This is a genomic window from Bradyrhizobium sp. 134, from assembly GCF_023074155.1.
GTDB lineage: Bacteria > Pseudomonadota > Alphaproteobacteria > Rhizobiales > Xanthobacteraceae > Bradyrhizobium.
In genome coordinates this window covers 188,583-207,939 of sequence record NZ_JADPKX010000045.1, presented here as the reverse complement: position 1 = coordinate 207,939, position 19,357 = coordinate 188,583, and the positions used below count along the sequence as shown (strand labels likewise).

Sequence of the window (19,357 nt, the reverse complement as noted above, 5' to 3'; positions counted from 1 at the left end):
AGGCGCCGTGGTTTTTACGGCGGGTACCGGCCTTGAATGAGCAATTCGGCGCGCGGGCTTTTGTTCCGAAACGATCCGCCCCTGCGCGGACCGCCCCCGTGAAACGACGGATGCGAATCTCTGTTAGGCTGGCTCAATCTTGCTGATGTCAGGAGACAGCTGTGACCGACCGGACCACGACGGATCGAGCCCGGCGCATCGCCTTGCTCGGCGCTCCCATCGACATGGGGGCTTCGCAGCGCGGTACCCTGATGGGCCCTGCGGCGCTCCGCACTGCCGGCCTTGCGACATTGCTCGAGAGCCTGGATTTCGAGGTCGTCGATTACGGCGATCTCTCGGTGGCCGAGCTCCGGGACCTCGCAGACAGGGCCCCCGACAAAGCCAATCACTACCGCGAAATCCAGCGCTGGACGCGCGTGCTGAGCCGCAGAGGCTACGAGATCGCGAAAACCGGCGCGCTGCCGATTTTTCTCGGCGGCGATCACACGTTGTCAATGGGATCGGTGAATGCCATGGCCCGTCACTGGCAGGAGCGCGGACGCGAGCTGTTCGTGCTCTGGCTCGATGCCCATGCCGACTACAACACCCCGGAGACGACGATCACTGCCAATATGCACGGCATGTCGGCGGCATTCCTTTGCGGCGAACCCGGCCTCGAGGGGTTGCTGGGCGACGATCCGCGCGCCTCGATCGATCCCGACAGGCTCGACCTGTTCGGCGCGCGCTCGATCGACAAGCTCGAAAAGGAGCTGATGCGCACGCGCCGGATCAGGGTCGTCGACATGCGCCAGATCGACGAATTCGGCGTCGCCGTGCTGATCCGCCGCGTCATAGAGCGCGTCAGGGCCAGCAACGGCGTATTGCATGTCAGTTTCGACGTCGATTTTCTCGACCCCTGCGTCGCACCTGGCGTGGGCACGACGGTGCCGGGTGGAGCGACCTATCGCGAGGCGCATCTGATCATGGAGCTCCTGCACGATTCCGGCGTAGTCGGTTCACTCGACATCGTCGAGCTCAATCCGTTCCTCGACGAGCGTGGGCGCACCGCGCGCACCGCGGTCGAACTGATCGGCAGCCTGTTCGGCCAGCAGATCGCCGACCGGCCGACCCCGAGCAATGCGATCGCGCCGGGCGAGTGACGGACGAGCCGTTTGTGCGTTGCGAAGAAGAGAATTGCCGTCGCCGCCACCGGATTTAGATCAGTCCAGATCGAAATCGCCTGTTTTTGAAACAGGTGCGAATTGCAAATGCTCGTCGCAGAATGTTTCATGCGGGTCGCGCTTCAACCGAGGATCCGCAAATGAGCCGCACGTTCGACGCCGCCGACAAATCCGCGGGGACGACTCGCCGCCGCTTTCTGCGCGGCAGCGCTGCCGCTGCGGGTGGTACTGTCCTGGGCGCCGGCGCATCGGTTGCTGCCGGGACCGACAACCTTCCACCCAACATTCCCGAATGGATGAAGGCGCCGGGCGAACCGACGGGGGGCCAGCTCTATGGCGCGCCATCGTCGTTCGAGAAGGGCGTCGTCAAGAACATCTCGAAGACTCTCAAGCAGTACATCTCGGCCTCCAGCCGGACGCCGTTGCAGGAGCTCGATGGCATCATCACGCCGAATGGACTGTTCTACGAGCGTCACCACGGCGGCGTTCCGACCATCGATCCGGCCCAGCACCGGCTGATGCTGCACGGGCTGGTCGAGCGCCCGCTGATCTTCACAATGGACGATCTCAGGCGTTTCCCGTCGGAATCGCGCGTCCACTTTCTCGAATGCTCCGGCAATCCCGGCTACAGCAAGCCTTACGGCAAGACCGCGTCGGACCTTGTGGGTCTGGTGAGTTGTGCAGAATGGACCGGCGTCAGCCTCAAGCTGGTGCTGCAAGAGGCCGGGCTGAAGCCGGAAGCCAAATGGGTCGTCGCCGAGGGCGCCGACGCGGCTGCACTGACCCGCAGCATCCCGATCGAGAAATGCCTCGAGGACGCCATGCTGGTCTACAGCCAGAACGGCGAGCGGCTGCGCCCGCAGCAGGGCTATCCGCTGCGGTTGTTCCTGCCGGGCTTCGAGGGCAATATGAGCGTGAAGTGGTTGCGCCGCCTGCATGTGACGGCTGAGCCGGTTTACTCGCGCGAGGAGACCTCGAAATACACAGACCTGCTGCCGGACGGCACCGCGCGTGAATTTTCGTTCTACATGGAGTCGAAGTCGATCATCACGAGGCCCTCCGGCGGCCAACGCCTGGGCGCGCCCGGCTTCCACGAGATCACCGGCATCGCCTGGAGCGGGCATGGCAAGATCGCGCGCGTCGAAGTGTCCGTCGACGAGGGAAAGAGTTGGCAACCGGCGCAATTGCAGGAGCCGGTGCTGACGCGAGCGTTGACACGCTTTCGCCTGCCCTGGCAGTGGGACGGCAAGCCTGCTGTGATCCAGAGCCGTGCCATCGACCAGACCGGCTATGTGCAGCCGACGCTCTCCGAATTGCTCGCGGTGCGCGGCGAGAACTATTTCTACCACAACAACGCGATCTGGCCGTGGCGCATCGCGGCCGACGGCGAGGTGACCAATGCGCTGGCGTGAGACTTGCGGCATTGCTGTCGTCATCTTGCTGTGTGCGTTCGCGAGCGGAGCGCAAGCACAAAGCCTGTACGGCCTCGGACGCCCCGCGACAGCTGCGGAGATCGCGGGCTGGAATATCGACATCGGACGCGACGGTAGCAATCTCCCGAAGGGAAGTGGCTCGGTCAGCCATGGGCGCGAGGTGTTCGCCCAGCAATGTGCATCATGCCATGGCGACAAAGGCGAGGGCGGGCTGGGTGACCGGCTCGTCGGTGGGCAGGGCACGATGGCAACGCCAAAGCCGATCCGCACGGTCGGCAGCTATTGGCCGTATGCGCCGACGCTGTTCGACTACATCCGCCGCGCGATGCCGCAGAACGCGCCGCAATCGCTGAGCGATGAGGAGGTTTATGCGGTCTCCGCCTACATCCTGAACCTGAATGGACTGGTAGGAGCGGATGCGACGCTCGATGCCAAATCGCTTGCGGCTGTCAAAATGCCGAACCGCGACCGGTTCGTCGGCGATACCCGGCCGGATGTGAAACACTGAATGCCTTGTGGCGCTCAGGTTCCCCGTATGGGCTGGACAACGGCGGAACTCGCAGGACGCGACTGCATTAACCTGTGAGAGGAAAACGTATGGATTCCACGATGCCAACGGATCGCTTCGCAAATTCCATGTCCTCAGCGCTTCGCCATCCCGGCGTAATCGCGTTGATTGTGGCCGCTGTGACCATTGCTGCGATGCTCATCGTCGATCATGGGCCATGGAATCGCGCCAAGACGCAGCCTGCTCACGTTGCGATGTATGCGACCACGGGCGAGGCCGCCCGCGCCGCAGGCGCCGCAGTGCTCCCGACCGAACAGAAGTCGCCGCTCGAGCCGGAGCGGCCGGGGCCGAAGACGTCCCCGACCGTCAATCCCGTGACGCCGTAAGACGCTCTAGCCTTTGCGGCCGTAGTTGAGCAATCCGCCGCTGGTCTTTGGCGGGTGCGCCCGAAGGGCTTCCTCGTTCGGATCGGTACCCCAGCCGGGGCGGTCCGGAATGACCAGATGGCCGTCCTGAATTTCGGGCTCATGCGTGAACAGTTCGCGGTCCCACGCCAGGCGATCGATGTCGATCTCCATGATGCGCAGGTTCGGCACGGCGGCGCAGAAATGCGCGTTCATCATCGAGCAAAGATGGCCGTAGAAATTGTGTGGGGCAACGTTGACTTCGAACGCTTCAGCAGCGGCTGCGATCTTCATCGACTGCCAGACGCCGTTCCAGGGCGTGTCGATGATCGCGACGTCCATGGCCTGCTCGCGGAAATAGGGCAGGAATTCCCGCAAGCCCAATAGCGTTTCGCAGGACGAGATCGGATGCGGGCTTTGCCTGCGGATGTAACCGAGCGCTTCCGGATTGAAACTGTCGATCTCGACCCAGAACATGTCGAAATCCGCGATGGTGCGCAGGATCTTCAGGTAGCCCTCGGTCTTGGCGTTGAAGTTGCAGTCAAGCAGGATGTCGACGTCGGGGCCCGCCCCGTCGCGGATCGCTTCCAGATGCATGCGCAGGTCGCGCAGGATCTTGCGATCGACGTTGATTTCGGGGGCGAAGGGCGAGCCGAAGCCCGGTCGCCAACCGGTTGGCTTGCCGTCGTCGTAGGAGAAAATGTTGGTCTTGAGCGCGGTGAACTTGTTCTCGCGGACCTCGCGTCCCATTGCCTTGACGCCGTCGAGGTTCTCGATCGGCGGTTTGTACCAGGACGGATGATTGATCCGCCACGTCGCGCAATGCGACCAATAGACCCTGACACGGTCGCGGATCTTGCCGCCGAGCAGTTCGTAGCAGGGCACACCGAGACACTTCGCCTTGGCGTCGAGCAGCGCATTCTCGATCGCGCCGAGCGCCTGCGCCACTACGCCGCCGGCGGCGGGACGCGTGGCCGCGAACAGCTCTGCGTAGATGCGCTCGTGCCGGAAGACGTTCTGCCCGACGACGCGGGCGGACAGGCGCTGGATCGCAGCGCCGACGCCAGGCGAGCCGAAGCCCTCGTCGAACTCGCTCCATCCGACGATGCCGTCCTCGGTCGTCAGCTTGACGAAGTGGTAGTTTCGCCAGCCGGCGTCGCAGGCGAGAATTTCGAGACTCGTTGCTTTTGATGATCTGGTCATGTCGCTCCCTGTGACCCGGCTGGGTCCTTTTTTGTTTGGCCGGCTCGCAAGCCCCGCTCCAGCCGCAACTGTTAAGCTAATGGCCCTGCGCAGTGAAGCCCGCGGAGCTGCGCCGGGGGCGCTTTGCCGCCTTTCTTCGGCGGGAAAGGTCGGGGAATCCGGTGGGGGACAGCCATGATCTTTCCCGGGATCGTCCTGAAAAGGGACCATGCTTTGACGTTTTTGGCCACAATCGGGATCGACCCTCCGGCCATGAAATTTCTGGCTGTGATTTCGATCCTGGCGCTGCTCACGATGGGTGGAGCCGCCATTTCCGATCAGTTTCTGACGGCCGATCAGCACGTCGCGCACGGGGTGGAATAGCGCGGCGGGCGGAGATGCTTTTTGTCTTGGGGGAGACAGCGATGCTTTCGATCGATCAATTCCTGCGGTTCATCAGCGTGCCGGCCGTGTTCGCGGCCCTCGTCATCGCCTCGCAGATCTCGGCCGCCTTGTCGCAAGGTTAGTGAAAGGCTGGTCAACCGATCGCGGACGAGCCGAGTAAAGCGAGCACGGCCAGCGCCATCAGCGCGGTGCCGAGCCAGCCCAGCGCGATGAGCCAAGAGCGGCCCTTGAAGCGACCCATGATCGCCTTGCTCGACACGATCAGCATCATCATGGCCATGATCGGAACGGCGACGATGCCGTTGAGCACGGCGCTCCAGACCAGCATGTGGATCGAATCGATCCCGGTGAAACCGAGTCCGAAGCCCATGATGGTTGCCGCGGCGATGATGGTGTAGAAGCCGACCGCCTCGTCGGGCTTCGCCTCAAGCGTCGCGCGCCAGCCGAAGATCTCCGCCACGCCGTAAGCGGCCGAGCCCGCCAGCACCGGAATCGCGAGCAGGCCGGTGCCGATGATGCCGGTCGCGAACAGGGCGAAGGTGAAGTCGCCGGCGAGCGGCCGCAGCGCTTCGGCGGCCTCCGTCGCCGAATTGATGTTGGTGACGCCATTCGCGTGCAGCACCGACGCGGTGGTGAGGATGATGAAGAAGGCGATGCCGTTCGAGAGCAGCATGCCGGCGATGGTGTCGGACCTGATGCGTGCCAGCTCCGGACTGCCGCCGCGCTTGAGCTCGCGCAGCGGCTTGTCGCGCTTGCCCTGGTTCATCTCCTCGATCTCCTGCGAGGCCTGCCAGAAGAACAGATACGGGCTGATCGTGGTGCCGAGCACGGCGACGACCATCATGAAATAGTCGGCGCTGACATTCGTCTTCGGCCACACCGCCGCGAGCAGCGCCGTGCTCCACGGGATCTCGACGGTGAAGGCGGTCGCGACATAGGCGAACAGCGCCAAGGTGAGAAATTTCAGCACCGGCGAATAGCGCCGATAGGGCAGGAACACCTGCAGCAGGGTCGAGCCCGCCGCGAAGATCAGCGCGTGCTCGTGGTTGAGGCCGCCGATCACCAGCGACAGCGCCTCCGCCATCGCGGCGATGTCGGCGGCGATGTTGAAGGTGTTGGCGGCGACGAGCATGGCGACCAGCGACAGCACCGCCCAGCGCGGCGCGATCTGCATGACGTTGGCGGCGAGCCCCTTGCCGGTGACACGGCCGATCCGGGCGCTGACGAGCTGGATGGCGATCATGAACGGCGTGGTCAGAAACACCGTCCAGAGCAGTCCGTAGCCGAATTGCGCGCCGGCCTGCGAATAGGTGGCGATGCCGGACGGATCGTCGTCGGCCGCCCCGGTGACGAGACCCGGCCCCAGCCTCTGCAACAGCGTCGGCGTTGATTTCGTGGGGGTGAGGGCACTGTCGGTCATGGCAGGAGGGACCTCGGTCGGGCGCGTCCTTCACAAATGCTAAGCAGGAAACAAGGTTCCCGAGCCAGAGGTGAGCGGGCGTCTCATCCGATTCGGATAAAGCTAATCGCCTTTGACTCGTCGGGCAAAACACCTGTATAAGTGCATCATCGGAGAATACCCGGTGCCCGCTTTGGCGCGCATCCCCGGGCGCAACCGGGCGGCCATGGACGGCTGTCGCGCATTCCGCAACCCCCGTACTACGGACACCAGCAAGGTGTTCGTCCCGCAGAGAGTGCGGTCGGGATTATTTGATGCTGACGAACATGCCCCAGGCGCCGGCCAGCGCGGCGCCGGAAAAGACGATCAGCGGATTGTCGCAGAACGCACTGCCATAGGTGCACATGGTGACGCCGAACGAGCCGATCTCGTGATGGCCCGCGGAGTAGAACAGTCCGGACAGCACCAGCAATGCGGCGGCGACGAAATACATCGACGATCTCTCCGAGCTATCCCCCTTGCGTCTGTCGCAAGGGACCTGTCAAGGGACGCGTCCCAGCATGGCGCGAACCCGTTGCGTCCTGCCGAATTCGCCCTGCTGCATTTGAACTAAAGTTGACGCGTCCCGCGGGATGCCGCCGTCGGCTGCAGTTTGCTGCGCAATCTGGACGTGCGAGCGGGACCGGAATATCTGCGCGGGAACTGTTGGACGCGCTCTCCATTAACGAACATGAACAATTGGACCAACTGAGGGGAGTGGCCCATGGGCGCCGAGCGGATGCACCCTCCGCGGTACTGGCGGATGCGGGCGGAAGAATTCCGCACCAAGGCGGACAATTGCGAATATCCGGAGACGCGGGACGTGCTGCGCAAGGTGGCGGAAAATTACGACGAGCTGGCCCGCCGCGCCGCGCGCATCTCCACACTCGAGAGCCTGGACGAACTGCGGGGGGGGGGGGGAGCCCGCCAACAGCAAGCCGGCTTGATCGTTCAGGACAAACCCGCTTGATGGTTCAGGACAAAGCCCATGACCAGCGCGCACGATCATGGGGCGTCTAGGCCCTCGCTTCTATCACAAGCACCGCCCGCGCCATTGGAACGAATGTCCACTTTGGCACTTAGGAACTCGGTCCTCCAATGAGGGATGAGATGAGCAGCGAACAGCAGGGCCCGGCAACGAGGCCGGATCAGCATTTCAGGCCGGGGCCGGCCTGCCCCAAATGCGAGAGGGGGACGCGCTGCCTGACCTCGATCTTCGACGTGAGGCGCGATTGCTCGATCCTGATCTATCGCTGCGACTCGTGCCGCGAGGACGTCTGGATCTGAGTGAGGGCGGTCCCCGGCTTCCGCCCAATCTGCAGGACGGCGTTTTGCGGGTCGCAGAGGAACGCCGCATAGGAACTTCGCTTGTTTCGCGCGCTTTTCGTCTGCGTCGACCACGCAAGGCGAGACAGCTTCCGACCATGCAATCACGCTACCCGTTGTTGAAGAAGTGGACAGCGGAAGAGCACGAGCGGCGGAAGGCGCTGGCCGAAGCCGGCTGGCGGCCGGACGAGATCGCCGGCGAGCTTGGTCGCAGCGAGGCGGCGGTGAGGGTGCGCGCCTGGCAGCACGGCATCGCGCTGCGCCTCGTCACGCAGAAGCGCGCACGATCCGATCACCCATGATATACCGGGCCGATGGCATTACTTTGGCGCCTGCAAGCCTGGGGACTTCAACCAATCGCTGATGTGCGCGGACGTCTCCGCTAGGCGTGCCCGCCTGAGAAGACTGTCGCGCTCCGCGCCTGCGGGTAATTGATTGGCCAGGTCTTTGAACTGGGCGGCCAGTTCGGCCAGTCGCTCTTCCAGGGAACGAGTATGCTTCACTCTGCGGCGATGCCCGATCACGACGCACGCTCCTGAGCTGTTGACGACGACTCCAAAACTGAAAACGGTAAGTTCAGTTCCCTGCTCGGAACAAATTATGTGCTTTTCAAATATGCCTTCGATGGCCGTGGGTTAAACAGCAGCCCAAGTCGATGGAGACATGCATGGTCTCGCGTGCTGCCGTATCTGTCGCCGGTCTCGTTAAGTTCACTTCTGAACTGTCCGCAATCATCTCTTGACCTACTTCGCCCATCGAGCAGGAAGACGGGAGCTTGTCATGCTCACCAGCAAGGAATTCGAGGCGTATCTCGACCGGCAGAAAACGCATCAGCTTGATGGAAGCCAAACGACGCGGCAGATGCTGCGCCGTTCCCGGGAGCAGATCGCGGCGTCAATGGCGCTGCTTCAGCACCAGGTGCCGAAGATCTGGCATCCCGAGCCTCCAGAACAATAGAGACCTCGTCCACCGTTCTTCACGAGGCACTTGCGATCGAGACATCCAGCCGCTGGAGCCCCGCAACCTGCGGCAGCGACATGAAGCCTGGTTTGGCGAAATAGTAACCCTGGAACAGCGCGATGCCGGCGGCCCGCAAGGAAGTGAGCTCGGCCTCGCTCTCGACGCCTTCGGCCAGCACGGTGATATCGAGCTCGCGCGCGATCGCGGCCACCGCGGCGACGATCACCTGCTTGGGATGGCTGAGCTGGATGTCTCGCACGAGCTCCATGTCGATCTTGATCAGGTTCGGCTGCAACCGCGCAAGCAGGCTGAGGCCGGCATAGCCCGCGCCGAAATCGTCCAGTGCGGTCCAGAACCCGAAGGCCTTGTAGGCGCGGACGATGTTTTCGATATGGGCGGGATCGCTGATCCGCTCGTTCTCGGTGAATTCGAACATCAAATTCGAGGTCGGAAAGCTCGCGCGGCGCGCGGCCTCCAGCGATTTCTGGATGCATGCGCGCGGCTCGTAGACCGCATTCGGCAGGAAGTTGATCGAGAGCCGCGCCTCCGGATCGTCGAACAGCGCGCCTGCGGTTTCGATCGCCAGCACGCGTGCGGCCTGGTCGAAGCGGTAGAGCTGCTGGTCGGTGAGCTGGCTAAGGACGCTATGCGCACTTTCGCCGTTCGGACCGCGCACCAGGGCCTCATAGCCCCAGATGCGGTGCTCGACGACGTTGACGATCGGCTGAAACGCCATCTTGAACTGGAACGGGAGCTCGGTCCCGTCGGCACATCCCGCACACTTCACAGCCATCACGCGAACCCCAAGCCCTCTCAAGCGCCGCGGGAAAAACTAGGTCGCAGGCGTTAAGGAACAGCGAAGAGCAGAACGATAGAAACCTCCTGCTCTGTCCCGCGTTTGCGCGGATGGCGAACCGAGACACCAGGCAGCGGCCGATGTGTGCCGCGTGCAACAAGCCCATGACCTTCATCGACGCGGTGAGTTCACCCGAGGGGGCGATTGCGATCTTCCGGTGTTCCGGCTGCAACAAGCTGTCCTGGGAGAAGCCCAGGCGAGACCAGAACCAGGCGCGCTCGCGTTGAATTTGCGCGGGGGAAGAAACGGCCCCAGCCCGGGGGCGGAGCTGAGGCCGTGGGGGGTAGCCGGTCGTGCATCCGGACCGACGCACCGATAACCTTTAGCCCGAACAGCTGTTCCTATTTCAGACGACCATGTCGCGCGTCGCGACGAAACACGCCTGAAACAGTGCTGAAACCCGATTGTCTCGAACGCCCCGCCCGCTGTGCCCGACCAACCTAGCGAAAAGGAGATCATCATGATCCAGGTCGGTTCGAAGGAAGAAGTCGCGTTTCTGCTGGCGCTGTTCGGCACCCACACCCAGCCGGTCAAGCGGCCGGCGAAATCGCGCGCGTGAGGCGCTGATCCCATGCCAGGTTTGGCCGAATGCCAGAGCCTCTTGCGGCTTCTGATCGCAAGGGGCGACCCGAAGGCCATCCCGCTCGCGAAGGGCGCCATCGATCAATATCTGAACACGGCGCCAATCTGCATGCGCGGCCGCGGCCTGCGCGTGCTCCAGCGCGACGCGCTCGACCAGCATGGGACCGCGGTCGGCGTGCAGCGCTCGTTCGCCGAAACGGTGGATGCCTATATCGTCGGGAAGCTTGCGGAGGAGTGAAGGGCCGAATGTCGTTTCGCCCCTGTCGCTTCGCACCTGTCGCTTTCGCTTCAAGAAGAGACACGAACGCGGCAGGCGATGCTGCCGCGTTCGATTTATCATCGTATCCTGCGCGCGGGCTCCCGCGCGATTACTGGGTCGGCGGCAGCACGGCCTGCGTGGTCTGCTGCGGCAGGTTGGTGTAGGTCGCGCTTTCCTTGGTGCAGATATCCCTGAACACCACGACGCTGGCCTGCGGATATTCCTTCACGAGGCAGTTGCAGTTGTTGTTGACCACCGGAGTGGGCGCAGCCGCCGCGACCGGTGCCGCAACCACGGTGGCGGGCCGCTGCACGACCACAGTCTTCTCCACCACCTGCGGCGTCGGAACGTACACCGGCCTGTTCACGACAACCGGATACTGGACCGGCCGGACCACGACCTGCGGCGGGATATAGACCGGCGGCGCGGGCCGCGGATAGACGTTGACCTGGGGCATCGGCCGGGGGCCGGGATAGACCACCGGGCGCTGGCCGCCGTTGCCGCCATAGCCGTTGAAATGGGGACCGAACTGGGGCCGCGCCTGCGGCGCGTTGCCGTACTGTCCGTTCTCGCCCCAGCCGGCCTGAGCCGAGCTGCTCGCAACGCCTGCCGCAACACTGGCCAACACGATCGCTGCCGCCATCTTCGTGATCATCAGGGTCTTCGTCATGGTCCACCTGTCTGGTTGTTTGTTTTGTCTCATGCCGTCGTCGTGGGATGAGTGATAGGCGGACATGGCGCGTGCATCCGTGACCCCGCGCACACAGCAGGCGAAATCCTCCTTCGTTGGAATGAGAGATGACGGGGGAGGGGCGGCGCGGCCGGCGCTCGTTGCCTGCCGGATCGACTTGGGATGGGTACACGCAGGCGAAGTGCAGGCGCAGGTCGGGAAAACCCCGGGTTCCCGGAACCTGTTGATTCCACCAGATTTTTTCGGGCCCGCCGGAAACTCTTTGTCCGCTTCGGGCCTATTACGGGCAAAGGATGCTGCAATGCCCCGATATTATTTCGACCTGCGCGACGACACCGGTGTAGCGCTCGACGAGGAAGGGTTGGAGCTGGCCAGCGCGCGCGCCGTTCAGGCGGAGGCCGCCAAGTCGGTCGCGGACATGGCGCGCGATGCCATCCTCTCCGCGCCTCCCGCAGGTGCCAGGCAGACCATGGCGATCGACGTTCGCGATGCCAAAGGTCCCGTGATGCAGGTCAAGTTCTCGTTCGCGATCGAGACCTTCAGGCCGCCCTCGACATCACGCGATCATTGACGCGTGAGAAATTCCGGCGGGTAGGAGTCGGACTCGAGCACGGCGATCTTGCGGCCGAGCTGCCAGACCTCCACCTTCCCGTGCCGCGTGAACTGCTGCGCGAAGGTGAGGGCGTTCGCATCCGACGCGGCCTCGAACGCCTCGGCGGAGCGGAACACGCCGTTGTCGCCGACCAGATAAGCGCGATATTGCTGCATCATGACGGTGCCCTCAGCCCGGGCGATTGCAGCCAGGCGTCGATGTGCATGGCGGTCTCGTCCTGCCGCGCGCGGCGCAGCAGCATCTCGCGGCGGCGCCCCGGTGCCAGCGTGCGCGCTTCCTCGCGCAGCCGGGCGGCCTCCTCGGCCAGCCGTTCGGTGAGTGTCGTGGTCTGCTTGAATCGTCGTCGTGTCGGCATGCACGTCTCCCTCGTTCGTGTGCGGGGTGGGAGCGCTTTTTCGGCGTTCTCATCACCGGTCGACGCCAATTGCCTTGCGGTGATGGATAAAGCTTACGCCCCGCGTTTGAGGGAGAGACACAGCATATGATATGTCGGCGGATTAAATTGCGAGAGCGGGTTGAGCCAGTTGAGGGACTTGCTCAACTTGAGTGCCTGCGATTCCAATGTTCACTTTTGAACAAAGCCAGCTCACCTCGCGTGGGAAGGGAAGCGCCGGAGGATCAGCGCGGGATGTGAGACCTCTGCGCCGGCGCAAGCGCTGCCGAGCTCGGCGCAGCAAAGCCGATGACATCATCACGCGCGAGATGATTTCAGAACAACGTGCGTGTGGCCCGCAAGCCGATGCTGGCGAAGAGGATGACTTGACGATGTTCGTGTTTTGTTCTAGCAAAGTAAAAGTTCAACCTCTGGGCGGGGAGCAAATGTATCTGGTCTCGCTCCCAAAATTTCTGCGCGATAGCCGATGAGCAATTCACTGCTCGCTTTGGTCCTGTTGGACACGCCTGCAACGCCGGACATGTCGGCACTTGCCAAGGCGCTCCGCGCGCGACATCCGGAGCTGGCAACTGATGTTGCGGAGAACGGAGACGCGCAACAGGCTGAGGCAAACTCGCCGCTCATTCGCTGTGGCAACGAGCTTGTTGCCGTCATGTCGATGCCGGCGCGCATTCCCGACGATCCCGGCTTGTGGTCGCGCGCTTCCACGACATGGCCGCAGGCGAAGGCGGCCGCGGCGCGACATCGAGGGCATCTGATCGTCTCTGTGCTAGGCCAAAGCCAGCAGCCGCTGTCCGCCGCTCGTCTGACGACGGCTGTCATCGGCGCATTGATTGCGACGGTGCCGGAATGTTGCGCCGTTGTATGGAATGGCAAGGTCGCACGATCCGCCGAACTATGGTTGGACATGTCCAGCCGATCGTTTGCGCCGTATCCCGACTATCCTTCCTCACTGTGGGTGGACATATTGCCTTTCCGATCAGAGACAGGCATCGGAGCAGTAACGATGGGTCTGTCGGCATTCGCTGAGCGTGAAATCGAGTTCGAGACCCACAAGCTGACACTTCCAACGCTGGTCAACAAGGTGGACGGCCTTGCCGTCTATCTGGTTGAGCACGGGCTCGTGGTCAAAGACGGCGATACGTTTGGTCGGGACTCGCGCGAGCGCTTCTCGGCTCGTTACAAGGACTCCGATCGATTTGAAGGCTTGCCCGTTCTTTTCTGTACCGATGGTTCGGCATAACTGACTGCAACGATACGCGAAGAGAGTTGCGCGCGCCTCATTCAGGATAACGGACACCAGAGCCATGATGCATAGTCAGTGCGAGTCATACTAAACTGTCGGGGCAGCTCAATCCTGGGAGCAATATCGTGCAGATTAAGCTACCTCAAGCGGACCTCAAATCAGCCCAGAGTCTCCTAGCCATTGAACTCAAAGATGGAGGCGGCCAGCACGTGGGCCAATACTTCTTCGGAAAGGGACACGGCCGAACGGTTTTCTTGTTCGGCAAGTACAAGGGCGCCTTCAAAACGCACGCTGAGTGTCAGGCCTTCGTCGACGGCGTTCTTGCAGTGCTCTTCCCCTGATGGAGTGGCTAGCAGCTACTGCTCTGAAAGGTGTACCAGGTCGCTAGAGGTTTGACATGATGCCTCCAGAACAGACGGGCTAGTTTTCCGAAGGTGCCTTTACTGCGCGACCACACCCTTAATTGCTCACATGACGGCTTCTTTGACCTTGGTGTTGGAAAGGTCGAACTCGCGGGTCGGGTTGCAGTTAGGCGGAAGGAAGGCGATCAGATCGGGGAACGCGGCCTCGGCCGCCCCGATCTCGCCTATGCGCTGGCGCTTGGAGTCGTTGAGTTCGACGCCGTCCAGCTCGGTTACAGCATCGCTTGCGTCTGCCGGCGGCGCCTGATCGGCAGGCATCTACGGCGGTCTGGCGTTCGTCTTCGCGTTCATGGTTGCCCCTCGTGGGGTTAACCAAACAATTCTTTTACGGGTAATCATCGAATTGCGCAACTTATTTTACGCTACTTTGACGAGCTACACTTACAGGTTGATTGCAACATGAAGCTCTGACATCTCGTCTCGTTCTTGAAGAATCACCAGCAACAGTAACAGCGTGACAGAAGAGAATATTCAGATCGGCACGTCGCCGGGGCCCGCGCGCTGCAACAGTCCAGACGAGGCTTTGCTCACCAAATGGCCGCTTGCGATCGCCTTGGTAATAATGTGCGGGTTTGCAGGCCTTGTGCTCCGTTACCTCACCCGGGAGCACGCCACCGTCGACGCCTTTCAGTTCCTGATCCCGTGGTATTCCTTTGCTCGTGATCACGGTTTCGGCGCGCTGGCCGAACCTTTCACCAATTACACCCCGTTTTTTAGCTATCTCCTCCTGATCGCCGCGCAATTTGATTGGCTTGGCCAGCCACTTTCCCTCGTGAAGATGATCTCGGCAGTATTCGAATTCGGTTGCGCCATCGTTGTCGCCCAGATGGTCTGGCGCACTACAAGGGTGCTATTGCGCGCGTCCTTAGCCTTCTGCGCGGTTTGGCTTGCCCCTACGGTGATCTTAAATGGTGCATTGTAGGGGCAGGCCGATTCGATCTGGACCTTTTTCACGCTGGTTTCCGTGACGCTGTTCATGCGAGACCGAAACGGCATTCTGCCTTTCGCGGTGGCTTTTTCAGTCAAGGCCCAGGGCGTATTCTTGGGCCCTTTTTTGTTGGGTATGATGTTGCGCCGCCGGATCCACCTGGCATGGCTCGCAACGGTCCCCGGGGTCTATATGGTCCTCGCCATTCCGGTTCTCATCGCGGGCAGATCCTTGGTCTCCGTGTTGGGGGTCTATGTCGACCAAGCCAATACTTTTGATCGTCTCTTCATAAGTGCAGCGAACATCTGGATCTTCGCCGCAGGCACACCGTACACCGCCGGAGTCGCCGTCGGCTTGGTGCTGACAGCGGCAAGCGGATTTGCCTTGTCGATTTTTATAGCGGAGTCCAAACGGGTGGGGCCGGAGTTTGTTCTGCTCGTCGCGTGTGCATCACTCATGTTCATGCCCTACCTGCTGCCGAAGATGCATGAGCGATACTTTTACCCGTTCGAGATTACGTCGATCGCCCTGTCCTGCATCAATCTGCGCTATCTGCCGTTCGCGGTTATTGCTCAAGTCGACGGTGTAATGTCCTATCTCGCTTTCGATCGCGGCATCGTCATGGCTCTACCGCCGGCAGCGCTATGCAATACCTTTCTCGCGTTCTACCTTGTGCTTGATCTTTGGCGCGGCGGACGTGGATTTCATTTTCCGAAGCTTGCCTGGCTTGGCTTCGCCGTGTCGGCCGCGGGATTGCTGTGCTATTTAGTGGTCACAGGTAGCGGATGGAACATGTCCCCTGCCTACCTGATCGCCACAGCTCTTACCACTGCTATGACGGTGCGGCTCCTGAAGGAGTCGCAGCGTGCCTCGACGTCCAGTGACGGCCGACGAGCGTAAGCCTTTGAGTGGCTGTCACCTTAAGAGACGCGAGGTCGGCTCTGAGTCATGAACGACAAAACTCAGTCTGAGCATAATAGGCCGGCTTTCGGGTGCAGTCAGCGTTCTCGGCAGCTTCGGGCAAAGAATAATTTCGATGCCGATTATGAAGAGCTTTAGCTGAGTTCGCAGGATAAGGCATGAGCACGGAAGCGAAAGGGCGTCAAACTCGCGTTGAAGCAGGTCCAGGCACCGGATGGCCGCAATGGACGCCGATGGGCTAGCATATGAATCGGAAAGGCCGGTTCTGGCATTTGGCTTGGCGGGAAACCCAGCCGGATCGGAGGCCGACGAGCGGTGCAACATCCGAATCTTGAGTCGCGCCAAAAACCTGTTACTCAACAGCCGTCGGCGAACCGCGGGCTGTTGTTTCAGCGGCGGGTGCACTGCTTCTCGCTACGCCGCAGGCGCCCCGAACCATCTCGTCAGCGCGTCCGCAAGTCCGTCATGGCCTTGATCTCTCACCCAGGCCACGTGCCCGTCCGGCCGCACCAGAACGGCGCTTGGTGCTGCGACTTGTCCGACGGTCGGAAGCTCCCAGGCGCCGTCGTGTTCGACATCCACTGTCTTGATGCGATCAACCCATGGTGCGGTATCGAAGCTGTTCTTCTCGCCAAAATTGAACAGCAAGCCGCGCGCTCCGCGCAACAGCGTGAATAGTCGCAGCGGGCGCCCTTCGACCGTGAGGTCGAGATCGGGCATGCGCCGCCCGAGCAGCGCGTGTCCTTGGCCGAGATCATAGTGCACGTCGAGCCCGCTCATCATTGCGCCAAAGCGTTTTCTCGGCTCGTCCATGCCGAGTAGTTCGGAGAAGATTTCGCGCGCGGCCTTGAGGCCGTCCTCGCCGCGGCGGAGCAGGGCGATTTGCGCCATGGTGTTGCGCAAGGTCCGCGCGGCGACGGGATGGCGCTCGGCGTGGTAGGTGTCGAGCAGGGTTTCGGGCGACAAACCCTTGACCACTTGCGCGAGCTTCCAGCCGAGATTGACGGCGTCCTGCACGCCGGTGTTGAGGCCTTGTCCGCCGACGGAATGATGGATATGCGCGGCATCGCCGGCGAGCAGCACGCGACGCTTGCGATAGGACACGGCCTGCCGTGCCGCATCGGCGAAGCGGGAGATCCAGGACGGGTTTTGCAGGCCGAAGTCGGTGCCGTAGACGGCGACGAGGGCGTCGCTGAGATCGCGCGGACCGGGCGCGCCCGTGCGATCGAGCGTCGCTTCCGTCACGACCACCAGCACGCGTCCGCTCTCGGTCTTGCTGAGGCCGTGAAAGCCGAGCGCGTCGTGACGCAGACCCCATGCTGGCTCCTCTCGCATCTCGACTTCGGCCATGAGGTTGCTCAGCGTCGGATCGGAGCCTGCGAAGTCGATGCCGGCGGCCTTGCGCACCAGGCTGCGGCCGCCATCACAGCCGACCAGATAATTTGCGCGCAAGGTCTCGCCGCCGGACAGCGTCACGTCGATGCCGGTTTCGTCCTGCGCAAAACCCGTCATCTCGCGGTTTCGATAGATCGGCACCGCGAGCTCGCTGACCCAGTCGGCCAGGATGCGCTCGATGTGGCTCTGCCGCAGTACGAGCCCGTAAGCGTGCCGGGTGGGGAGATCGCTGATGTCGAGCCTGGTCCAGGCGAAGCCCGCGAGCTGGGTGATTTGTCCTTCGCGCAGGAAACGATCCGCGACGCCGCGCTGGTCGAGGATCTCGATGCTGCGCGCGTGCAAGCCGCCGGCGCGCGTGCCGACCAGTTCCTGATCGGCGCGCCGTTCGACGACGGCGACGTCGACGTTCGCGAGCGCGAGCTCCGCGGCCAGCATCAAGCCCGTCGGGCCAGCGCCGGCGATCACCACCGCGTGGTCTTTCACGCGGTCTTGCACGTGATCTTGCGCGCGACGGGCGCCGGGCCCTTTGCTGTGGTCGCGCGTCCGGGACGTCGGAAGCAGTACAGGCATGTGATGACCCCTCGGGTTTGGATGGTGTTCGGGTCGAGGGTTCTACGGCAGGGTCGGGGGCTTGAAGCAAGCCCGTTGCACACCACATATCTGAGTGGGGAGAGGGAAATCCTTTGTCCGCGTTCGCCGCGTTGACACGTCGGGCAAAACACCGGCATAATGCCATCATCGAAAAGAGTGTGGTTCAACCCGCGCGGACGCGATCCGACGCGGGTTTTGTTTTGGGGTTTGGGTTTGCAACGTCTTGTTGCGACGTCTTGGGCTTGCGACCTTCAGCAGATGCCGGTGGTCCGCTGCATGGTGCTGGCGAGTTCCTCGAACGAGAACGGCTTTCTGATCATGGGAAGGCCGTCGCGCCGGGGTTCACGCCCCGACAATTGCAGGATCTTCAGTTCCGGGCGGTCTCGCCTGGCCAGCTCGGCGAGCTCGTGACCGTCCATACCGGGCATGTTGATGTCGGTGATGAGGATGGAGATATCCTGGTTCTGCTTGAGCCGCTCGAGCGCATCCGCGCCGCTGCGGGAGCTGATCACCGCGCAACCAAGATCTTCCAGCATGTCGACGATGACGTCGAGCACGCCGGGATCGTCGTCAACAACCAGTACGGTGTGGCTCATCGCACAATGTTCCTCCTGATGAAGGAATAAACGCGCCCGCCTTGGCGTAAGTTCCGGCACGGCGTGGTCGAACGAGCGATGTTTCACACGTCGCGCCGCCTGCGGAGCGGCCTAATCGTCCTTCGACAAATCGCCGGGGCTGGTGGGGAGGTCGATGGTGCCGCCCTCGCCATGCACGAGATCGCGCTTGTTGTCTTCGGTGTCGCCGGCGTCTTCAACGAGGGTCTCTTGCGTGTCGCGCTCCTTGTCGATGCGCGGCTTTCGTCGTGGAAGATTTCGCGATGTGTCTTGTGATGGAGTTTTGAGCGTCATCTGCCGGCCTCCTGATCGTCTAACGCAGCTTGAGCAAATTCGTTCGTTTGACACGTCGGGCAAAACACCGGCATAATGCCATCATCGAGACGAGTTTGGTTGACCCGCGCGGAACGCATCCGCCGCGGGTTTTTTCGTCTCGATCGAGATCGGACGGCGGCGGCGCATTGCGGCCACGTACTCGTCAAACCTGGAGCGCCGATCGGCGCGCCGCCGGCCGTGCCATTGCTGGCCGCGTACGCGCGAACGTGCCGGCCCGCGGCGCTGGGCCGGTGCTCGCGCTGCTGCTGTCTCCGGAGCTAATCTGGTTGTCTCCTACTTCGCCAAGCGCGGCTTCGCGAACATTGAGAGGATCATCAAGCGGTGAAGATGGCAGATGACGAAATCAGGGCGGTCGTTGCCGAGACGCTGGCTGAGCAACACAGGCTTCAGCAGCCGAACATCGATGCCATCGTATTGCGGGCAGTGGCATCGGTGCTGGCGTCTTTCGGAATAGACGATGACGATCGAAAAGAGCTAAGGGCGGATTTTCAGCACCTGCGCCGATGGCGAAGGAGCGTGGAGCAGGCGCAGAGCTACACGCTCAAGGCCGTGATTACAGTGATCGCGACCGGCCTGATGGGCGTGGTTGGGCTAAGCGTCAAGTTCGTGCTCGGGAAGTGAGCCTCAGCCGCGACGACATTTGCTGCATTCCACTCGCGTCATCCTTCGCCAACGGACCGTCTCATGTAGAGA

General features: G+C 62.3%; 29 protein-coding genes. 18 read left to right on the top strand and 11 right to left on the bottom strand.

The genetic code is table 11. The features are described 5' to 3' along the window. Positions 1 to 161: 161 nt before the first annotated feature. The 4 genes from rocF to IVA75_RS15895 all read left to right on the top strand — a co-directional run bounded on the left by rocF (position 162) and on the right by IVA75_RS15895 (position 3,487). The gene (rocF, locus tag IVA75_RS15910) at positions 162 to 1,139 is read left to right on the top strand and encodes an arginase (protein ID WP_247290496.1); all 978 of its coding nucleotides are present in this window, start codon (positions 162 to 164) and stop codon (positions 1,137 to 1,139) included. 161 nt (positions 1,140 to 1,300) lie between these two features. Continuing rightward, a complete protein-coding gene (gene soxC / locus IVA75_RS15905; protein WP_247290494.1) occupies positions 1,301 to 2,572 on the top strand; it encodes a sulfite dehydrogenase in 1,272 nt (423 codons plus the stop codon). After that, positions 2,559 to 3,101 carry a cytochrome c gene (locus tag IVA75_RS15900; protein ID WP_247290492.1) on the top strand — a complete coding sequence of 181 codons (543 nt, stop codon included), beginning with the start codon at positions 2,559 to 2,561 and terminating at the stop codon, positions 3,099 to 3,101. The genes soxC and IVA75_RS15900 overlap by 14 nt, the downstream gene beginning before the upstream one ends. 89 nt (positions 3,102 to 3,190) lie before the next feature. After that, positions 3,191 to 3,487: a hypothetical protein gene (locus IVA75_RS15895; protein WP_247290490.1), complete on the top strand. Its 297-nt coding sequence runs from the start codon at positions 3,191 to 3,193 to the stop codon at positions 3,485 to 3,487. 6 nt (positions 3,488 to 3,493) lie between these two features. Here IVA75_RS15895 and IVA75_RS15890 read toward each other — a convergent pair whose 3' ends face one another. Next, complete coding sequence (locus IVA75_RS15890) at positions 3,494 to 4,708, bottom strand: mandelate racemase/muconate lactonizing enzyme family protein (RefSeq protein WP_247290489.1); 1,215 nt, start codon at positions 4,706 to 4,708, stop codon at positions 3,494 to 3,496. Positions 4,709 to 4,882: 174 nt separating this feature from the next. On the opposite strand from IVA75_RS15890, the gene IVA75_RS15885 reads away from it, so the two are divergent. Beyond that, positions 4,883 to 5,071 carry a hypothetical protein gene (locus IVA75_RS15885; protein ID WP_027566617.1) on the top strand — a complete coding sequence of 63 codons (189 nt, stop codon included), beginning with the start codon at positions 4,883 to 4,885 and terminating at the stop codon, positions 5,069 to 5,071. 154 nt (positions 5,072 to 5,225) lie between these two features. Here the strand turns inward: IVA75_RS15885 and IVA75_RS15880 are convergent, their stop codons facing one another. Beyond that, a complete protein-coding gene (locus IVA75_RS15880) occupies positions 5,226 to 6,512 on the bottom strand; it encodes a divalent metal cation transporter (protein WP_247290486.1) in 1,287 nt (428 codons plus the stop codon). A 286-nt stretch (positions 6,513 to 6,798) separates the two neighbouring features. Continuing rightward, entirely contained in the window at positions 6,799 to 6,984 is a 186-nt protein-coding gene (locus IVA75_RS15875) for a hypothetical protein (RefSeq protein WP_247290484.1), read from the bottom strand. 270 nt (positions 6,985 to 7,254) lie between these two features. On the opposite strand from IVA75_RS15875, the gene IVA75_RS15870 reads away from it, so the two are divergent. The 4 genes from IVA75_RS15870 (at position 7,255) to IVA75_RS15850 (ending at position 8,813) form a co-directional block, all read left to right on the top strand. Next, the gene (locus IVA75_RS15870) at positions 7,255 to 7,500 is read left to right on the top strand and encodes a hypothetical protein (protein WP_247290482.1); all 246 of its coding nucleotides are present in this window, start codon (positions 7,255 to 7,257) and stop codon (positions 7,498 to 7,500) included. A 140-nt stretch (positions 7,501 to 7,640) separates the two neighbouring features. After that, positions 7,641 to 7,817 (top strand): hypothetical protein, encoded by a 177-nt coding sequence (locus IVA75_RS15865; protein ID WP_247290480.1) that lies wholly within the window; start codon positions 7,641 to 7,643, stop codon positions 7,815 to 7,817. A 137-nt stretch (positions 7,818 to 7,954) separates the two neighbouring features. Further along, positions 7,955 to 8,158, top strand: coding sequence for a hypothetical protein (locus tag IVA75_RS15860; RefSeq protein ID WP_247290478.1), 204 nt, complete (start codon positions 7,955 to 7,957; stop codon positions 8,156 to 8,158). 478 nt (positions 8,159 to 8,636) lie between these two features. Next, complete coding sequence (locus tag IVA75_RS15850; protein WP_247290468.1) at positions 8,637 to 8,813, top strand: hypothetical protein; 177 nt, start codon at positions 8,637 to 8,639, stop codon at positions 8,811 to 8,813. A 19-nt stretch (positions 8,814 to 8,832) separates the two neighbouring features. Here IVA75_RS15850 and IVA75_RS15845 read toward each other — a convergent pair whose 3' ends face one another. Beyond that, complete coding sequence (locus IVA75_RS15845; RefSeq protein WP_247290466.1) at positions 8,833 to 9,609, bottom strand: EAL domain-containing protein; 777 nt, start codon at positions 9,607 to 9,609, stop codon at positions 8,833 to 8,835. Between the two features lie 167 nt (positions 9,610 to 9,776). On the opposite strand from IVA75_RS15845, the gene IVA75_RS40145 reads away from it, so the two are divergent. Beyond that, on the top strand, positions 9,777 to 9,899 hold the full coding sequence (locus IVA75_RS40145) for a hypothetical protein (protein ID WP_256465266.1): 123 nt from the start codon (positions 9,777 to 9,779) through the stop codon (positions 9,897 to 9,899). Positions 9,900 to 10,243: 344 nt separating this feature from the next. After that, the gene (locus IVA75_RS15840; RefSeq protein WP_027566624.1) at positions 10,244 to 10,492 is read left to right on the top strand and encodes a hypothetical protein; all 249 of its coding nucleotides are present in this window, start codon (positions 10,244 to 10,246) and stop codon (positions 10,490 to 10,492) included. A gap of 130 nt (positions 10,493 to 10,622) precedes the next feature. Here IVA75_RS15840 and IVA75_RS15835 read toward each other — a convergent pair whose 3' ends face one another. After that, the gene (locus IVA75_RS15835) at positions 10,623 to 11,183 is read right to left on the bottom strand and encodes a hypothetical protein (RefSeq protein ID WP_247290464.1); all 561 of its coding nucleotides are present in this window, start codon (positions 11,181 to 11,183) and stop codon (positions 10,623 to 10,625) included. Positions 11,184 to 11,505: 322 nt separating this feature from the next. Between IVA75_RS15835 and IVA75_RS15830 the strand changes: the two genes are divergently transcribed. Next, positions 11,506 to 11,775: a hypothetical protein gene (locus tag IVA75_RS15830; RefSeq protein WP_027566626.1), complete on the top strand. Its 270-nt coding sequence runs from the start codon at positions 11,506 to 11,508 to the stop codon at positions 11,773 to 11,775. On the opposite strand, the gene IVA75_RS15825 is transcribed toward IVA75_RS15830, so the two are convergent. Both IVA75_RS15825 and IVA75_RS15820 read right to left on the bottom strand, forming a co-directional pair. Next, entirely contained in the window at positions 11,769 to 11,975 is a 207-nt protein-coding gene (locus tag IVA75_RS15825; RefSeq protein WP_247290462.1) for a hypothetical protein, read from the bottom strand. The two genes, IVA75_RS15830 and IVA75_RS15825, sit on opposite strands and share 7 nt — an antisense overlap. After that, positions 11,972 to 12,172, bottom strand: coding sequence for a hypothetical protein (locus IVA75_RS15820; protein WP_027566628.1), 201 nt, complete (start codon positions 12,170 to 12,172; stop codon positions 11,972 to 11,974). Before IVA75_RS15820 ends, IVA75_RS15825 begins: the two co-directional genes overlap by 4 nt. A 206-nt stretch (positions 12,173 to 12,378) precedes the next feature. Here IVA75_RS15820 and IVA75_RS15815 point away from each other — a divergent pair, with 206 nt between their 5' ends. The 3 genes from IVA75_RS15815 to IVA75_RS15805 all read left to right on the top strand — a co-directional run bounded on the left by IVA75_RS15815 (position 12,379) and on the right by IVA75_RS15805 (position 13,798). Then, positions 12,379 to 12,681, top strand: coding sequence for a hypothetical protein (locus tag IVA75_RS15815; RefSeq protein WP_247290460.1), 303 nt, complete (start codon positions 12,379 to 12,381; stop codon positions 12,679 to 12,681). Further along, positions 12,678 to 13,454 (top strand): DUF4261 domain-containing protein, encoded by a 777-nt coding sequence (locus IVA75_RS15810; protein ID WP_247290458.1) that lies wholly within the window; start codon positions 12,678 to 12,680, stop codon positions 13,452 to 13,454. Before IVA75_RS15815 ends, IVA75_RS15810 begins: the two co-directional genes overlap by 4 nt. A gap of 128 nt (positions 13,455 to 13,582) precedes the next feature. Then, positions 13,583 to 13,798, top strand: coding sequence for a hypothetical protein (locus tag IVA75_RS15805; RefSeq protein WP_247290456.1), 216 nt, complete (start codon positions 13,583 to 13,585; stop codon positions 13,796 to 13,798). Between the two features lie 126 nt (positions 13,799 to 13,924). On the opposite strand, the gene IVA75_RS15800 is transcribed toward IVA75_RS15805, so the two are convergent. Further along, positions 13,925 to 14,137 (bottom strand): hypothetical protein, encoded by a 213-nt coding sequence (locus tag IVA75_RS15800; protein ID WP_247290454.1) that lies wholly within the window; start codon positions 14,135 to 14,137, stop codon positions 13,925 to 13,927. Positions 14,138 to 14,333: 196 nt separating this feature from the next. Between IVA75_RS15800 and IVA75_RS15795 the strand changes: the two genes are divergently transcribed. Continuing rightward, complete coding sequence (locus tag IVA75_RS15795; protein WP_247290452.1) at positions 14,334 to 14,801, top strand: hypothetical protein; 468 nt, start codon at positions 14,334 to 14,336, stop codon at positions 14,799 to 14,801. Between the two features lie 42 nt (positions 14,802 to 14,843). Continuing rightward, the gene (locus IVA75_RS15790; protein ID WP_247290450.1) at positions 14,844 to 15,707 is read left to right on the top strand and encodes a hypothetical protein; all 864 of its coding nucleotides are present in this window, start codon (positions 14,844 to 14,846) and stop codon (positions 15,705 to 15,707) included. 435 nt (positions 15,708 to 16,142) lie between these two features. Here IVA75_RS15790 and IVA75_RS15785 read toward each other — a convergent pair whose 3' ends face one another. The 3 genes from IVA75_RS15785 to IVA75_RS15775 all read right to left on the bottom strand — a co-directional run bounded on the left by IVA75_RS15785 (position 16,143) and on the right by IVA75_RS15775 (position 18,622). Then, positions 16,143 to 17,693 (bottom strand): FAD-dependent monooxygenase, encoded by a 1,551-nt coding sequence (locus IVA75_RS15785; RefSeq protein WP_247290448.1) that lies wholly within the window; start codon positions 17,691 to 17,693, stop codon positions 16,143 to 16,145. Between the two features lie 272 nt (positions 17,694 to 17,965). Next, complete coding sequence (locus tag IVA75_RS15780; protein ID WP_247290446.1) at positions 17,966 to 18,397, bottom strand: response regulator; 432 nt, start codon at positions 18,395 to 18,397, stop codon at positions 17,966 to 17,968. Positions 18,398 to 18,421: 24 nt separating this feature from the next. Further along, positions 18,422 to 18,622: a hypothetical protein gene (locus IVA75_RS15775; protein WP_247290444.1), complete on the bottom strand. Its 201-nt coding sequence runs from the start codon at positions 18,620 to 18,622 to the stop codon at positions 18,422 to 18,424. A gap of 363 nt (positions 18,623 to 18,985) precedes the next feature. Here IVA75_RS15775 and IVA75_RS15770 point away from each other — a divergent pair, with 363 nt between their 5' ends. Next, on the top strand, positions 18,986 to 19,285 hold the full coding sequence (locus IVA75_RS15770; protein WP_247290442.1) for a hypothetical protein: 300 nt from the start codon (positions 18,986 to 18,988) through the stop codon (positions 19,283 to 19,285). Positions 19,286 to 19,357: the final 72 nt, after the last annotated feature.

Excerpts from the sequence above, each read along its gene's own strand:
- IVA75_RS15900 (WP_247290492.1), top strand. The coding sequence starts at position 2,559 with ATGCGCTGGCGTGAGACTTGCGGCATTGCTGTCGTCATCTTGCTGTGT.
- IVA75_RS15840 (WP_027566624.1), top strand. The coding sequence starts at position 10,244 with ATGCCAGGTTTGGCCGAATGCCAGAGCCTCTTGCGGCTTCTGATCGCA.
- IVA75_RS15815 (WP_247290460.1), top strand. The coding sequence starts at position 12,379 with ATGTTCACTTTTGAACAAAGCCAGCTCACCTCGCGTGGGAAGGGAAGC.
- IVA75_RS15880 (WP_247290486.1), bottom strand. The coding sequence starts at position 6,512 with ATGACCGACAGTGCCCTCACCCCCACGAAATCAACGCCGACGCTGTTG.
- IVA75_RS15875 (WP_247290484.1), bottom strand. The coding sequence starts at position 6,984 with ATGTATTTCGTCGCCGCCGCATTGCTGGTGCTGTCCGGACTGTTCTAC.
- IVA75_RS15825 (WP_247290462.1), bottom strand. The coding sequence starts at position 11,975 with ATGATGCAGCAATATCGCGCTTATCTGGTCGGCGACAACGGCGTGTTC.
- IVA75_RS15810 (WP_247290458.1), top strand. The coding sequence starts at position 12,678 with ATGAGCAATTCACTGCTCGCTTTGGTCCTGTTGGACACGCCTGCAACG.
- IVA75_RS15850 (WP_247290468.1), top strand. The coding sequence starts at position 8,637 with ATGCTCACCAGCAAGGAATTCGAGGCGTATCTCGACCGGCAGAAAACG.
- IVA75_RS15890 (WP_247290489.1), bottom strand. The coding sequence starts at position 4,708 with ATGACCAGATCATCAAAAGCAACGAGTCTCGAAATTCTCGCCTGCGAC.
- IVA75_RS15845 (WP_247290466.1), bottom strand. The coding sequence starts at position 9,609 with ATGGCTGTGAAGTGTGCGGGATGTGCCGACGGGACCGAGCTCCCGTTC.
- IVA75_RS15860 (WP_247290478.1), top strand. The coding sequence starts at position 7,955 with ATGCAATCACGCTACCCGTTGTTGAAGAAGTGGACAGCGGAAGAGCAC.
- soxC (WP_247290494.1), top strand. The coding sequence starts at position 1,301 with ATGAGCCGCACGTTCGACGCCGCCGACAAATCCGCGGGGACGACTCGC.
- IVA75_RS15885 (WP_027566617.1), top strand. The coding sequence starts at position 4,883 with ATGATCTTTCCCGGGATCGTCCTGAAAAGGGACCATGCTTTGACGTTT.
- IVA75_RS15870 (WP_247290482.1), top strand. The coding sequence starts at position 7,255 with ATGGGCGCCGAGCGGATGCACCCTCCGCGGTACTGGCGGATGCGGGCG.
- IVA75_RS15835 (WP_247290464.1), bottom strand. The coding sequence starts at position 11,183 with ATGACGAAGACCCTGATGATCACGAAGATGGCGGCAGCGATCGTGTTG.
- IVA75_RS15785 (WP_247290448.1), bottom strand. The coding sequence starts at position 17,693 with ATGCCTGTACTGCTTCCGACGTCCCGGACGCGCGACCACAGCAAAGGG.
- IVA75_RS15830 (WP_027566626.1), top strand. The coding sequence starts at position 11,506 with ATGCCCCGATATTATTTCGACCTGCGCGACGACACCGGTGTAGCGCTC.
- IVA75_RS15800 (WP_247290454.1), bottom strand. The coding sequence starts at position 14,137 with ATGCCTGCCGATCAGGCGCCGCCGGCAGACGCAAGCGATGCTGTAACC.
- IVA75_RS15775 (WP_247290444.1), bottom strand. The coding sequence starts at position 18,622 with ATGACGCTCAAAACTCCATCACAAGACACATCGCGAAATCTTCCACGA.
- IVA75_RS15820 (WP_027566628.1), bottom strand. The coding sequence starts at position 12,172 with ATGCCGACACGACGACGATTCAAGCAGACCACGACACTCACCGAACGG.
- IVA75_RS40145 (WP_256465266.1), top strand. The coding sequence starts at position 9,777 with ATGACCTTCATCGACGCGGTGAGTTCACCCGAGGGGGCGATTGCGATC.
- IVA75_RS15865 (WP_247290480.1), top strand. The coding sequence starts at position 7,641 with ATGAGCAGCGAACAGCAGGGCCCGGCAACGAGGCCGGATCAGCATTTC.
- IVA75_RS15895 (WP_247290490.1), top strand. The coding sequence starts at position 3,191 with ATGGATTCCACGATGCCAACGGATCGCTTCGCAAATTCCATGTCCTCA.